The sequence below is a fragment of the Burkholderia diffusa genome (assembly GCF_001718315.1).
GTDB classification, from domain to species: Bacteria; Pseudomonadota; Gammaproteobacteria; order Burkholderiales; family Burkholderiaceae; genus Burkholderia; species Burkholderia diffusa_B.
In genome coordinates this window covers 2,901,624-2,914,718 of the sequence record NZ_CP013362.1, presented here as the reverse complement: position 1 = coordinate 2,914,718, position 13,095 = coordinate 2,901,624, and the positions used below count along the sequence as shown (strand labels likewise).

The 13,095-nt window shown below is 67.1% G+C and carries 12 protein-coding genes and 1 pseudogene; 8 read left to right on the top strand and 5 right to left on the bottom strand.

Translation table 11 applies throughout. The features are described from left to right. Positions 1-128: 128 nt before the first annotated feature. Positions 129-3,014: an excinuclease ABC subunit UvrA gene (gene uvrA / locus WI26_RS13410; protein WP_059464498.1), complete on the bottom strand. Its 2,886-nt coding sequence runs from the start codon at positions 3,012-3,014 to the stop codon at positions 129-131. A gap of 275 nt (positions 3,015-3,289) precedes the next feature. Between uvrA and WI26_RS13405 the strand changes: the two genes are divergently transcribed. The 8 genes and pseudogenes from WI26_RS13405 to WI26_RS13375 all read left to right on the top strand — a co-directional run bounded on the left by WI26_RS13405 (position 3,290) and on the right by WI26_RS13375 (position 10,107). Further along, complete coding sequence (locus WI26_RS13405; protein WP_069226163.1) at positions 3,290-4,477, top strand: MFS transporter; 1,188 nt, start codon at positions 3,290-3,292, stop codon at positions 4,475-4,477. Between the two features lie 104 nt (positions 4,478-4,581). After that, positions 4,582-5,133, top strand: a complete 552-nt coding sequence (locus WI26_RS13400) for a single-stranded DNA-binding protein (protein ID WP_069226162.1) — start codon at positions 4,582-4,584, stop codon at positions 5,131-5,133. 156 nt (positions 5,134-5,289) lie between these two features. After that, positions 5,290-5,431 (top strand): annotated as a pseudogene (locus WI26_RS33320) (DNA-3-methyladenine glycosylase); the annotation flags it as partial. Between the two features lie 71 nt (positions 5,432-5,502). Further along, complete coding sequence (locus WI26_RS13395) at positions 5,503-6,267, top strand: ParA family protein (protein WP_069226161.1); 765 nt, start codon at positions 5,503-5,505, stop codon at positions 6,265-6,267. Between the two features lie 455 nt (positions 6,268-6,722). Further along, positions 6,723-7,304, top strand: coding sequence for a TIGR01841 family phasin (gene phaP, locus WI26_RS13390; protein WP_069226160.1), 582 nt, complete (start codon positions 6,723-6,725; stop codon positions 7,302-7,304). Between the two features lie 264 nt (positions 7,305-7,568). Further along, positions 7,569-8,750 carry an acetyl-CoA C-acetyltransferase gene (locus WI26_RS13385; protein ID WP_069226423.1) on the top strand — a complete coding sequence of 394 codons (1,182 nt, stop codon included), beginning with the start codon at positions 7,569-7,571 and terminating at the stop codon, positions 8,748-8,750. 215 nt (positions 8,751-8,965) lie between these two features. Then, positions 8,966-9,709, top strand: coding sequence for an acetoacetyl-CoA reductase (phbB, locus tag WI26_RS13380; RefSeq protein WP_059465803.1), 744 nt, complete (start codon positions 8,966-8,968; stop codon positions 9,707-9,709). A gap of 197 nt (positions 9,710-9,906) precedes the next feature. Further along, positions 9,907-10,107, top strand: a complete 201-nt coding sequence (locus tag WI26_RS13375; protein WP_069226159.1) for a hypothetical protein — start codon at positions 9,907-9,909, stop codon at positions 10,105-10,107. Between the two features lie 78 nt (positions 10,108-10,185). Here WI26_RS13375 and WI26_RS13370 read toward each other — a convergent pair whose 3' ends face one another. From WI26_RS13370 to WI26_RS13355, 4 genes are read right to left on the bottom strand one after another with little or no spacing between them, the layout of a single operon-like run. Then, positions 10,186-10,479: a hypothetical protein gene (locus WI26_RS13370; protein ID WP_059540044.1), complete on the bottom strand. Its 294-nt coding sequence runs from the start codon at positions 10,477-10,479 to the stop codon at positions 10,186-10,188. Between the two features lie 22 nt (positions 10,480-10,501). Beyond that, a complete protein-coding gene (locus WI26_RS13365) occupies positions 10,502-11,038 on the bottom strand; it encodes a hotdog family protein (protein WP_059540045.1) in 537 nt (178 codons plus the stop codon). Next, entirely contained in the window at positions 11,035-11,853 is an 819-nt protein-coding gene (locus WI26_RS13360; RefSeq protein WP_059540046.1) for a beta-ketoacyl synthase chain length factor, read from the bottom strand. Before WI26_RS13360 ends, WI26_RS13365 begins: the two co-directional genes overlap by 4 nt. Next, the gene (locus WI26_RS13355) at positions 11,850-13,073 is read right to left on the bottom strand and encodes a beta-ketoacyl-[acyl-carrier-protein] synthase family protein (protein WP_069226158.1); all 1,224 of its coding nucleotides are present in this window, start codon (positions 13,071-13,073) and stop codon (positions 11,850-11,852) included. Before WI26_RS13355 ends, WI26_RS13360 begins: the two co-directional genes overlap by 4 nt. Positions 13,074-13,095 lie beyond the last annotated feature (22 nt).

Genomic DNA, 13,095 nt, shown 5'->3' with positions numbered 1-13,095 from the left:
GCCACGGGGCTGTTTGGCTCGTGGTGTATACGCAGAAGGGAAAACCGCAGAAGGGAAAACGATGAGGCCGCCGCCGCCGCGGGCGCCGGACGCGCGCGGCTGGCAGCCGCGCGCGGGAACGGAAAGTGTCAGCCGGCCGCCGCCTTGCGGGTCGGACGCTTGAGCAGCGGCGCGAGATACTTGCCGGTGAAGCTCGCCTTGGTCTTCGCGATTTGCTCGGGCGTGCCCTGCGCGATGATTTGGCCACCGCCGGCACCACCTTCGGGGCCGAGGTCGATCACCCAGTCGGCCGTCTTGATGACGTCGAGGTTGTGCTCGATGATCACGACGGTGTTGCCCTGGTCGCGCAGCCGGTGGATCACTTCGAGCAGCAGCGCGATGTCGTGGAAGTGCAGGCCGGTGGTCGGCTCGTCGAGGATGTACAGCGTGCGGCCTGTGTCGCGCTTCGACAGCTCCAGCGACAGCTTCACGCGCTGCGCCTCGCCGCCCGACAGCGTCGTGGCCGACTGGCCGAGGCGGATGTAGCCGAGGCCGACGTCGAGCAGCGTCTTCAGCTTGCGGGCGATAACCGGCACCGCGCTGAAGAATTCGTACGCGTGCTCGACCGTCATGTCGAGCACTTCGCTGATGTTCTTGCCCTTGTACTGCACTTCGAGCGTTTCGCGGTTGTAGCGCTTGCCGTGGCATACGTCGCACGGCACGTAGACGTCCGGCAGGAAGTGCATCTCGACCTTCAGCACGCCGTCGCCCTGGCACGACTCGCAGCGGCCGCCCTTCACGTTGAACGAGAAGCGGCCCGGATCGTAGCCGCGCTCCTTCGCGGTCGGCACACCCGAGAACAGCTCGCGGATCGGCGTGAACAGGCCGGTATAGGTGGCCGGGTTCGAGCGCGGCGTGCGGCCGATCGGCGACTGGTCGACGTTGATCACCTTGTCGAAGTGCTCGAGGCCTTCGATCGCCTCATGCGGCGCGGGCTCGGCCGACGAGCCGTACAGGTGGCGCGCGACCGCGTGGTACAGCGTGTCGTTGATCAGCGTCGACTTGCCGGAACCCGACACGCCGGTGATGCAGGTCAACAGGCCGACCGGCAGCTCGAGATCGACGTGCTTCAGGTTGTTGCCGTGCGCGTCGACGATGCGCAGCATCCGCTCCGGATCGGGGGCGATGCGCTCGTCCGGATACTCGATCGTGCGCTTGCCGACCAGATACTGGCCCGTCAGCGACTGCGGATTCGACTGCACCTGCTTCGGCGTGCCTTCGGCGACCACCACGCCGCCGTGCTCGCCCGCGCCGGGGCCCATGTCGACGACGTAGTCGGCCGTGCGGATCATGTCCTCGTCGTGTTCGACGACGATCACCGAGTTGCCGAGGTCGCGCAGATGCTTGAGCGTCGCGATCAGGCGGTCGTTGTCGCGCTGGTGCAGGCCGATCGACGGCTCGTCGAGCACGTACATCACGCCGGTCAGGCCCGAGCCGATCTGCGATGCGAGCCGGATCCGCTGCGCCTCGCCGCCCGACAGCGTTTCGGCGCTGCGCTCGAGCGACAGGTAGTCGAGGCCGACGTTGTTCAGGAAGGTCAGGCGCGCGACGATTTCCTTGATCACCTTGTCGGCGATCTCGCGTTTCGCGCCGTCGAGCGACAGGCCGTCGAAATAGCCGAGCGCGTCGCGCAGCGGCCAGCCGCTGATCTCATAGATGCCGCGCGCGTAGTCGCCGGTGCCGACCCGCACGTGGCGCGCCTCGCGGCGCAGCCGCGTGCCGTCGCACGACGGGCACGGCTGGTTGTTCTGGTATTTCGCGAGTTCCTCGCGCACCGCGACCGAATCGGTTTCGCGGTAGCGGCGCTCCAGGTTCGGGATGATCCCTTCGAACACGTGCTCGCGGATCGTCGTGCGGCCGCGCTCGTTGATGTACGAGAACGGGATCGTCTGCTTGCCCGAGCCGAACAGCAGCACCTTGCGAATCTTCTCCGGCAGGTCCTCGAACGCGGCGTCGATGTCGAATTCGTAGAACGCCGCCAGACTCTGCAGCATCTGGAAGTAGAACTGGTTGCGGCGGTCCCAGCCCTTCACGGCGCCGGCCGCGAGCGACAGCGACGGGTGCGCGACGACCCGCTTCGGATCGAAGAACGTGATCTGGCCGAGGCCGTCGCATTCCGGGCACGCGCCCATCGGGTTGTTGAACGAGAACAGGCGCGGCTCGAGCTCCTGCAGCGAGTACGAGCAGATCGGGCACGCGAACTTCGAGCTGAACAGGTGCTCGCGGTCGGTGTCCATCTCCAGCGCGATCGCACGGCCGTCGGCGAGGCGCAGCGCGGTCTCGAACGATTCGGCGAGCCGCTGCTTCATGTCCGGGCGTACCTTCAGCCGGTCGACGACGACGTCGATCGTGTGCTTGTCGTTCTTCTTGAGCTTCGGCAGCGACTCGACCTCGAAGATCTTCGCGACGCCCTCGTTCGCGGTGCCGCCGCCCGAGCGCACGCGAAAGCGGACGAAACCCTGCGCCTGCATGTCCTCGAACAGCTCTGCGTGCTCGCCCTTGCGGTTCGCGACGACGGGCGCGAGGATCATCAGCTTGGTTTCCTCGGGCAGCGCGAGCGCCGCGTCGACCATCTGCGACACGCTCTGCGCCTCGAGCGGGATGTCGTGGTCGGGGCAATACGGCGTGCCGACACGTGCGAACAAAAGTCGCAGGTAGTCGTGGATTTCGGTGACCGTGCCGACGGTCGAACGCGGGTTGTGGGACGTCGCCTTCTGCTCGATCGAGATCGCGGGCGACAGGCCCTCGATCAGGTCGACGTCGGGTTTCTCCATCAGTTGCAGGAACTGGCGGGCATACGCGGACAGGCTTTCGACGTAGCGGCGCTGGCCTTCGGCATAAAGGGTGTCGAACGCGAGCGACGACTTGCCCGACCCGGACAACCCGGTAATCACGATCAGCTTGTGGCGCGGCAGGTCGAGATTGACGTTTTTCAGGTTGTGGGTGCGTGCCCCACGGATACGGATCTGTTCCATGAACCTGGCGAAAATGGAGGGAACCAAACCTGCTACTATAACGGCTTTTCGAGGCCGTCGTTGGGGGCCCCAGCCTTTGCAGCAGCTGGCAGCAAGGCGGTGTCCACGCCGGGGAAGCGGCCGCGCCGCACGGCTCGAGGCGGCCCGCAGGCAGCCTGCGAGACGTCCCGGAAAGCGGTTCCGGAACCTGCCAGCCAGGCCTGCCGGGCCGGTGGCCCTGATCTTCCGCCGCCCGCCGCCGGGCGGACATTCCGATCATTCGAAATTCATTCCCGATGTCCAATCCGTCCGCCACGTCTTCCCGCATGAGCGCGCCCGAACTGCGCGCGACCACGTCGCTCGCGGCGATCTTCGCGCTGCGCATGCTCGGCCTGTTCATGATCATGCCGGTGTTCTCGGTCTATGCGAAAACCATCCCGGGCGGCGACAACGTGCTGCTCGTCGGCATCGCGCTCGGGGCCTACGGCGTCACGCAGTCGCTGCTGTACATCTTCTACGGGTGGGCGTCCGACAAGTTCGGCCGCAAGCCCGTGATCGCCACCGGCCTCCTGATCTTCGCGCTCGGCAGCTTCGTCGCCGCGTTCGCGCACGACATCACGTGGATCATCGTCGGCCGCGTGATCCAGGGCATGGGCGCCGTGTCGTCCGCGGTGCTCGCGTTCATTGCCGACCTGACCTCCGAGCAGAACCGCACGAAGGCAATGGCGATGGTCGGCGGCTCGATCGGCGTGTCGTTCGCGGTCGCGATCGTCGGCGCGCCGATCGTGTTCCACTGGGTCGGGATGAGCGGGCTGTTCGCGATCGTCGGCGTGCTGTCGATCCTCGCGATCGGCGTCGTGATGTGGATCGTGCCCGATGCGGCGAAGCCCGTGCACGTGCCGGCGCCGTTCGGCGAGGTGCTGCACAACGGCGAGCTGCTGCGCCTGAACTTCGGCGTGCTGGTGCTGCATGCGACACAGACGGCGCTGTTCCTCGTCGTGCCGCGCCTGCTGGTCGACGGCGGGTTGCCGGTCGCCGCGCACTGGAAGGTCTACCTGCCGGTGATGGGGCTCGCGTTCGTGATGATGGTCCCGGCGATCATCGTCGCGGAAAAACGGGGCAAGATGAAGCCGGTGCTGCTCGGCGGCATTCTGGCTATCCTGATTGGTCAATTGTTGCTCGGCAGCGCACCGCATACCATCCTGATTGTGGCGGCGATCCTGTTCGTGTACTTCCTCGGCTTCAACATCCTGGAAGCATCGCAGCCGTCGCTCGTGTCGAAGCTCGCGCCCGGTTCGCGCAAGGGCGCGGCCACGGGCGTCTACAACACCACGCAATCGATCGGGCTCGCGCTCGGCGGCATCGCGGGCGGCTGGCTGCTGAAGCACGGCGGCGCGAACACCGTTTTCTATGCGTGCTCCGGGCTCGTGGCAGCGTGGCTTATAATCGCGGCCAGCATGAAAGCGCCGCCGCGCAAGGCCTGAACCCTCTTTTCGGGCAGGCAACCGGCGGCGCTCGCCGGCTTGCCCGGCGGGCTGCTCCGACGACATTCGCGGGCGGCCCGGCATCGAATTTACTGGAGAAACACATGGCATCCGTCAACAAGGTCATCCTCGTCGGCAATCTCGGCGCCGATCCTGAAGTCCGTTACCTGCCGAGCGGCGACGCGGTTGCGAACATCCGTCTCGCGACGACCGATCGCTACAAGGACAAGGCAAGCGGCGATTTCAAGGAAATGACCGAGTGGCACCGCGTCGCGTTTTTCGGCCGTCTCGCCGAAATCGTCAGCGAATACCTGAAGAAGGGTTCGTCGGTCTATATCGAAGGCCGTATCCGCACGCGCAAGTGGCAGGGCCAGGACGGCCAGGATCGCTATTCGACCGAAATCGTCGCAGACCAGATGCAGATGCTCGGCGGCCGCGGCGGTTCGGGCGGCGGCGGTGGCGGCGGTGACGAAGGCGGTTATGGCGGCGGCTACGGTGGTGGCGGCGGCCGCGGCGGCGAACAGATGGAGCGCGGCGGTGGTGGCGGCGGCCGTGCCGGCGGCGCGCCGCGCGGCGGTGCAGGCGGTGGTCAGAGCCGTCCGAGCGCGCCGGCAGGCGGCGGTTTCGACGAGATGGACGACGATATCCCGTTCTGACGGAACGTCGGCATCCCGCACCGGAATGGGCCCGAATGTCCGAGTCAAGCCAGCCGCTTGGCACGGACCTTCGGGCTTTTTTCCGTTTGCGCCCGCGCTCCGGGGGGGCCGTGGCTGGTGCGCCCACGACTCATCGCCCCGCGGCTCGACGGGCTGTTCTGCAGGATCGACGCCGGCATGGCGCCGCCCGCGAACCTGGCAGGCGGGCCGCGCGTCGGCATTCGTGTCGGCCAGGACCTACCGTGGCGATCGAGCGTGCCCGGATCGTCATGTGTCAGGACCTGTGCCCACTATCTGATGCATGTCACGCGGTCGCCACGATTGACCGGCTAAGCTCGTTCTTTCGACGTTTCGATCGAAGGAGACACCATGCGGCGGGTCGTATTCAACCAGAAGGGCGGTGTGGGCAAATCGACGATCGTCTGCAACCTGGCGGCGATCAGCGCGAGCGAAGGGCTGCGCACGCTTGTCATCGACCTCGACGCGCAAGCGAATTCCACACGCTACCTGCTCGGCGACCGCGCGAGCGACGCCCACCCCGGCGTCGCGGAATTCTTCGAGACCGCGCTGACGTTCAACTTCCGGCCGGTCGACGTCGCATCGTTCATCCATCCGACGCCGTTCGACGGGCTCGACGTGATGCCCGCGCATCCGGACCTCGACACGCTGCACGGCAAGCTCGAGTCGCGCTACAAGATCTACAAGCTGCGCGACGCGCTCAACGAGCTCGACACCTACGATGCCGTCTACATCGACACGCCGCCCGCGCTGAACTTCTACACACGCTCGGCGCTGATCGCGGTCGAACGCTGCCTGATTCCGTTCGACTGCGACGATTTCTCGCGCCGCGCGCTGTACACGCTGCTCGAGAACGTGAAGGAAATCCAGCAGGACCACAATGCGGCACTCGAGATCGAAGGGATCGTCATCAACCAGTTCCAGCCACGCGCGAGCCTGCCGCAGCGCCTGGTCGACGAACTCGTCGAGGAAGGGCTTCCGGTACTGGCGTCGCGGCTGTCGGCGTCGGTGAAGATCCGCGAGTCGCATCAGCAGTCGACGCCGGTGATCCATCTCGAGCCGGCGCACAAACTCGCGCAGGAGTTTCGTGCGCTGCATCGCGAATTGATCGGGTGAGATCGCCGTGATCGCGTCCGGCAATTGTTCTGATTATTGAAATCGTCATTAATAATCCCGGTAACGATTTCACAGTAAATCTGGAAAAACGATTACATCGGAAAAGCAGTCCATCCTCAATGGTTACCCTTTTTCTAATAACGGGAATAATGACGGGGTAAATGTTGCGGCTGGCCGCGTCGGTTATGCTGTAAAAAAGTAAAAACCTTTTCCGGGCAAGGCGTTGCGACGCGGCCCCATTGGCTGAAAACGCCATCGTGGCGCGGTCATTTCGACTGATAAGGGTTTTTACCTAGTATTAATGCAACTTTATTGACAATTAATCCCTCTAAAATGGCCATCCTCAACTGATCGCAGTCAATAGCATCTGCGGGTTGTGAATAAGGAGGCGGACCCTCGATCCGGCTTCCATTTTCTTTACGTCGTCTCTCGCATTGCCAACAGGAGCGTGCCCGATGTCCGTATTTGCCCCCGAAAAATTCGCTGCCGATTACCAGTCCGGAATCGCCGCGTGGTTCGCGATTGCCCGTCCGGCCATTAATGGTTTCGAAGCAGTCGTCGAACTGAACCTGCAAGCGGCCAAGACGGCGCTCGAGGAATACGAGGACAAGCTGAAGAACGCGTTCAGCGCGAACAACCCGGCTGCGGGCTTCGCGCAGCAAGTCGCCGCACCGCAGGAAGCCGCAGGCAAGGCCGTCGCATACGGTCGCCATCTGTTCGATATTGCGGTGTCGACGCAGGCCGAGTGGGCGAAGGTTGCCCAGGCTCAGTACGAGCAGAACGACAAGCGCGTGAAGGAAGTGGTCGGCGAACTGACGAAGCATGCGCCGGCGGGCTCGGGCGCAGTGGTCGCCGCGCTGAATTCGGCGCTGTCCACGGCGACGGCCGCGGCCGACTCCGTGCGTGCCGCGACGGGGCAGGCGATCGAGGCCGCGCAAAGTGGCTTCGACGCGGTCAGCGAAACGACGGCACGCGGTGCCAAGCAGACCGCCGCCGCCGCTCGCAAGGACGCCGCTTCACGCGAATCGGCTGCATGAGCGCGTGTCGCGCGCAGGCGCGACACTGATTGAGCGGCGCCGGCGGGCGCCGGCTGCCGCGTGTGCCGCGTGGCGTTCGGTGTACCTCCGGCTCGTCGCTGCGTGCCCGGACACGGTCGGGGCGGCCGGATGCGCGGCGCGCATGAGCGCGTGAACGCGCGGCCGCATCGCTGGCCGCGCGGCGCTCACGCGCCGTCGTCGGCCGCCGCGCCGAACCGGCCCGCAATACGGATCGACCCACTGATTTCAATGCAGGAAGAGAACATGACGGACGTAGTGATCGTATCGGCCGCGCGAACCGCAGTCGGCAAATTCGGCGGCTCGCTCGCGAAGATCGCGGCACCGGAGCTGGGCGCGACGGTGATTCGCGCGGTGCTGGAGCGTTCGGGCGTGAAGCCCGAGCAGGTGAGCGAAGTGATCATGGGGCAGGTGCTGGCGGCGGGCTCGGGGCAGAACCCGGCGCGGCAGTCGCTGATCAAGGCCGGCCTGCCGAACGCGGTGCCGGGCATGACGATCAACAAGGTGTGCGGCTCGGGCCTGAAGGCCGTGATGCTGGCGGCGAACGCGATCATGGCGGGCGACGCGGACATCGTGATCGCGGGCGGCCAGGAGAACATGAGCGCGGCGCCGCACGTGCTGCCGGGCTCGCGCGACGGATTCCGGATGGGCGATGCGAAGCTGGTCGACACGATGATCGTCGACGGCCTGTGGGACGTGTACAACCAGTACCACATGGGCATCACGGCGGAGAACGTCGCGAAGGAATACGGGATCACGCGCGAGGAGCAGGACGCATTCGCGGCGCTGTCGCAGAACAAGGCGGAAGCTGCGCAAAAGGCCGGCCGCTTCGACGCGGAGATCGTGCCGGTGTCGATTCCGCAACGCAAGGGCGAGCCGCTGCAGTTCGCGACCGACGAGTTCGTGCGCCACGGCGTGACGGCGGAATCGCTGGCGGGGCTGAAGCCGGCGTTCTCGAAGGATGGCTCGGTGACGGCGGCGAACGCGTCGGGGCTGAACGACGGGGCGGCGGCGGTGCTGGTGATGTCGGCGCAGAAGGCGGCGGCGCTCGGGCTGACGCCGCTTGCGCGGATCAAGGCGTACGCGAACGCGGGCGTGGATCCGAGCGTGATGGGCATGGGTCCGGTGCCGGCATCGCGCCGCTGCCTGGAGCGTGCGGGGTGGACGCCGGGCGACCTGGACCTGATGGAAATCAACGAGGCATTCGCGGCGCAGGCGCTGGCGGTGCACAAGCAGATGGGCTGGGACACGTCGAAGGTGAACGTGAACGGCGGGGCGATCGCGATCGGTCACCCGATCGGCGCATCGGGCTGCCGGATCCTGGTGACATTGCTGCACGAGATGGTCAAGCGCGACGCGAAGCGCGGGCTGGCGTCGCTGTGCATCGGCGGCGGGATGGGCGTCGCGCTCGCGGTCGAACGCGGTTGAGCCGGGTCTGACGATATAGCACGCGTGCGGCGCCGGCCAGTACCGCACGCGTGCTCAGCAATCTTCGCGCAGAACAAGCAGTCGACAACATGCGTGATGTTCCGGTGCGCCGTGCCTGCGTTGCGGGCGCCAGCGCATCGCAGCGGTGGGGTGGCAGCATGTGCCATGCCGTCGCCCCGCAACATTGACTACTTTTTTTGTCGGTAACTCATAGGATGACTAAGCGAATTGCAGTTGTGACAGGTGGGATGGGCGGTCTCGGCGAAGCGATCAGCATCCGGTTGAACGATGCCGGGCACCGGGTCGTCGTCACGTATTCGCCGAACAATACCGGTGCCGATCGCTGGCTTACCGAGATGCACGCGGCCGGCCGCGAATTCCACGCGTATCCGGTGGACGTGGCCGATCACGATTCGTGCCAGCAGTGCATCGAGAAGATCGTCCGGGACGTCGGCCCGGTCGACATCCTGGTGAACAACGCGGGCATCACGCGCGACATGACGCTGCGCAAGCTCGACAAGGTCAACTGGGATGCGGTGATTCGCACCAACCTCGATTCCGTGTTCAACATGACGAAGCCGGTTTGCGACGGGATGGTGGAGCGCGGCTGGGGACGCATCGTCAACATCGCGTCGGTGAACGGCTCGAAGGGCTCGGTCGGCCAGACCAACTACGCGGCCGCGAAGGCCGGCATGCACGGCTTCACGAAATCGCTCGCGCTCGAGATCGCGCGCAAGGGCGTGACGGTGAATACGGTATCGCCGGGCTATCTCGCGACGAAAATGGTGACGGCGATCCCGCAGGACATCCTCGATACGAAGATCCTCCCGCAGATTCCGGTGGGACGGCTCGGTCAACCCGAGGAAGTCGCGGCGCTGATCGCGTTTCTGTGCTCGGAGGAGGCCGGCTTCGTGACGGGCTCGAACATCGCGATCAACGGCGGGCAGCACATGCACTGACGCGCGGCGGCCCGGGCGGCGTTCGCGCGTGTCCGGGCCGTGCTCCCGCTGTATCCAGCGCCGGGGCGGCGCGCCAGGCGCGCGGTGACCGATCACGGACGCAGGTTCGCCGCGCATGCGGCGGGCCGTGTGCGCCCGCGCTCCGGCCACTGCGTCGCGGCACGCGCGCCGCACCGGCCTCGCATTCCGGAGGAGGCATGGGTGACACCTGGATGGGACTCGCGATCGGCGGCTCGGCACTGGCCGTCGCGCTGACGATTGCGATCGCGCTTCACTGGCTCGAGCGGCGCCGCGCGCGGCTGCTGCGCAACTTCGATCATCGCGATTGCTGGTTCGTCGCGTACGGCAAGTGCCTCGCGCGCGGGCCGGCGCGCCGCACGCGTAGCGGCGCGCGCTGACGACGGCGATGCGGCACGGGCGCTTACGCGTCGTGCCGCATCACGCGCATTCGCGTGTGGTACGCGGGACGCCCGCGCTCAGTCGCTGCCTTTCGCCGAACCTTCGCCCGAATCGTTCTTGTGGAAGATCCGCTTCGTCGTGCGCTTGGTGGCATCCCAGCCCTCGCGCGACGCATGCGCGATGCCGTGGCCGACCGTCTTCGCGGCGCTCGCGGTCGCGTGGCCGAAGCTGCGCGCGGCCTCGCCGGTCTTGTGCGCGGCTTCCTTCGAATCGCGCTTGATGTCCTGCTTCACTTCGGACATGTCCGCGTGCGCGATCGGGCTGATCAGCGCCAGAACGAACGCGGTGCAAATGAACTGACGTGCTTTCACGACCTGGTTTCCTTGAGGCTGGTTATCGAATGTCCGCGCGGCCGGCAGGCGGCGGAACGAGTCCGCTGGCCGCCGATGCATCGAGCATCACCACGGCGCGGCCGCCGAGCAGCATGCGCTCGCCGCAGCGCAGCGTGAAGCTGTACAGCACGGAGCGGTCGTCGCCGCCGATGCGCTCGGCGTCGACGATCAGCGGCAGCTCGAACGTGTCGAGCCGATCGACGAACGCGTCGACGTTGCGCACGCTCGCCAGATAACCGGCGCGCGGCCGCGCGGGTTCCGTCCGCGCGCGTTGCGCACCGACCAGCGCACCGTGCACGGCCATCGCCTGTGCCGCGTATTCGATTCCGCAGACCGATGCGAGCCTGCCGCGCGAGCGAAGCGGGTTGCGCGGATCGCGATGGCTCGTCGCGCTGCAGCGGATCCGTGCGGCATCCCATGCTTCGACGCGATCGAGCACGCACATCGCGCCGTCGTGCGGAATGTGCGCGGCGATCCATGCGTGATCGAGCGTTGCTGTCGTCGGCTCGGGCATGAGCGTCGAGACGGGCGTCGTCATTGTGCGTGCTCCGCCGCGGCATCCGGCCGCGTGATATCGACCTGCACGCGCATATCTTCCAGATAGTCGAGCACGACGCTCGCCGTGTGCCGCGCGGCGAGCGCGGCGAGCAGCGGCAGTGCGCGCGCGGCCGGATTGCCGGTGCGCAGCGCGTCGAGTTCGGGATTCGCGAGCGTCGTTGCCGGCGCGTCGGTGAGCTGCACGTCGATGCGCGCGAGCGTGCGTTCGCTCGCGTCGGGTGCGAGCACGAGCGCGACGCCGAATGCGTCGACGATCGGCCGCACTGCGCGCAGCGGCTCCGGATAGTCGGTGTCGTAGGCGATCAACAGGCTCGGCACGCGATCGACCGCGACCTGGCACAGGCTCTCGAGCAGGCCCGCGGCAAAGCTGCCGTCGTGCGCGCACAGCACGTTCGACGTCGCCATCGCGCGGGTCGCGATGCTCCAGTAGCCGGCCGGCGCGTTGTGCACGGAGTTGTGAAAGCGCGTGGGCGACAGATGGCGATCGTCGCCTGCGAGGGTCTCGCAGATTGCATGGCAGTTCTGGCCGTCGCCGCCGGACGCGCTGAACACCGTCGCGAGCGTGGCGGCATCGCGTCCGCTTGCGGCTGCCGCCTCGAGGCCGACCGCGAGCGCGACGCGCACGACCGGGCCGGTGCGACGGCGCTCCGCCGGCGGCAGGCTGGCGGGCGGCGGCAGCACGGTGCGCGCGCTCGCATAGGCCGTGCGGCCCGCGAGCACGTCGGCCGCGTGCGGCCAATCATTGAGTCCGGGGCCGACGAGACCGACGCTTTCGATGAATGCCGTGAGGATCATGTCGGCTCCCCGTGGCGAGCATGCTCGGCGCGGCCGAGGATCAGGCTGCAGTTCGTGCCGCCGAAGCCGAACGAATTCGACAGGACCGCACGCACGCGTGCGTCGCGGCTCGCGAGCACGTAGTCGGCGGCCAGCGCCGGGTCGGGCTGCGTCGTGTTGACGCCTGCCGGCACGAATTGCTCGCGCAGCGCGAGCGCGGCGACGACCGCTTCGAGCGCGCCGGCCGCACCGAGCGTGTGGCCGGTCGCCCCCTTCGTCGAGCTGCACGGCGTGCGGGCGAGCAGCGCGCCGACGGCGCGGCTTTCCGCGGCATCGTTGCTGGGCGTCGCGGTGCCGTGCAGGTTCACGTAGTCGATGTCGCCCGCGGCGAGGCCGGCGGAGGCGAGTGCCTGTTCGATCGCGATGCGTGCGCCGAGCCCTTCCGGATGCGGTGACGACATGTGATGCGCATCGCTCGATTCGCCGATGCCGAGCAGCAGGATCGCGTCGTCGTCGAACGCGGCGCGTGTGTCCGGCATGCGTTCGAGCAGCGCGAATGCAGCCGCTTCGCCGATCGAGATGCCGTCGCGCGCGACGTCGAACGGCCGGCACGGCCGGCGCGACAGCAGTTCGAGCGAATTGAAGCCGTACAGCGTCGTCAGGCACAACGAATCGACGCCGCCGACGACGGCTGCGTCGATCAGCCCCGCTTCGATCATCCGGCGCGCGGAGCCGAATACCTTCGCGCCGGACGAACACGCGGACGAGATCGCCATGGCTGGCCCGCGCAGCGCGAAATACGCGCGCACGAACGCGGCCGGCGAATACGGGTTGTGCGTGTGTGCGTAGCGGAACGCCGCGGGCAGCGCGCCGCTCGCCGGATCGCGTTTCTCGTACGCGCGTTCGGTCTCGAGGATGCCGGACGTGCTCGTGCCGATGAACACGCCGACGCGCGCGGCGCCATGGCGCGACACGGCCGCCGCGACGCGCGCGTCGAAGCCGTCCTGGACGAGGCCGAGTTGTGCGAGGCGGTTGTTGCGGCAGTCGAAATCGGCGAGATCCGTGCGCACGGGATGCGCATCGACGCCATCCACGGCGCCGATCCAGGTGTCGAGATCGGCGCGTTCGAAGTCGCACGGCGCGAGCCCGCCGCGTGCGTTGCGCAGCGCGTCGACGGTCGCATCGAGGCCGCTGCCGATACAGCTGGTGGCGGTGAAGTGCGAGAGCAGGAGAGGTTTCACGAGGGTCGTATCCGGTGGCCGG

What these genes read in the sequence shown, in the direction of transcription:
- uvrA (WP_059464498.1), bottom strand. Translation starts at nt 3,014, where the DNA reads ATGGAACAGATCCGTATCCGTGGGGCACGCACCCACAACCTGAAAAAC.
- WI26_RS13405 (WP_069226163.1), top strand. Translation starts at nt 3,290, where the DNA reads ATGTCCAATCCGTCCGCCACGTCTTCCCGCATGAGCGCGCCCGAACTG.
- WI26_RS13400 (WP_069226162.1), top strand. Translation starts at nt 4,582, where the DNA reads ATGGCATCCGTCAACAAGGTCATCCTCGTCGGCAATCTCGGCGCCGAT.
- WI26_RS13395 (WP_069226161.1), top strand. Translation starts at nt 5,503, where the DNA reads ATGCGGCGGGTCGTATTCAACCAGAAGGGCGGTGTGGGCAAATCGACG.
- phaP (WP_069226160.1), top strand. Translation starts at nt 6,723, where the DNA reads ATGTCCGTATTTGCCCCCGAAAAATTCGCTGCCGATTACCAGTCCGGA.
- WI26_RS13385 (WP_069226423.1), top strand. Translation starts at nt 7,569, where the DNA reads ATGACGGACGTAGTGATCGTATCGGCCGCGCGAACCGCAGTCGGCAAA.
- phbB (WP_059465803.1), top strand. Translation starts at nt 8,966, where the DNA reads ATGACTAAGCGAATTGCAGTTGTGACAGGTGGGATGGGCGGTCTCGGC.
- WI26_RS13375 (WP_069226159.1), top strand. Translation starts at nt 9,907, where the DNA reads ATGGGTGACACCTGGATGGGACTCGCGATCGGCGGCTCGGCACTGGCC.
- WI26_RS13365 (WP_059540045.1), bottom strand. Translation starts at nt 11,038, where the DNA reads ATGACGACGCCCGTCTCGACGCTCATGCCCGAGCCGACGACAGCAACG.
- WI26_RS13360 (WP_059540046.1), bottom strand. Translation starts at nt 11,853, where the DNA reads ATGATCCTCACGGCATTCATCGAAAGCGTCGGTCTCGTCGGCCCCGGA.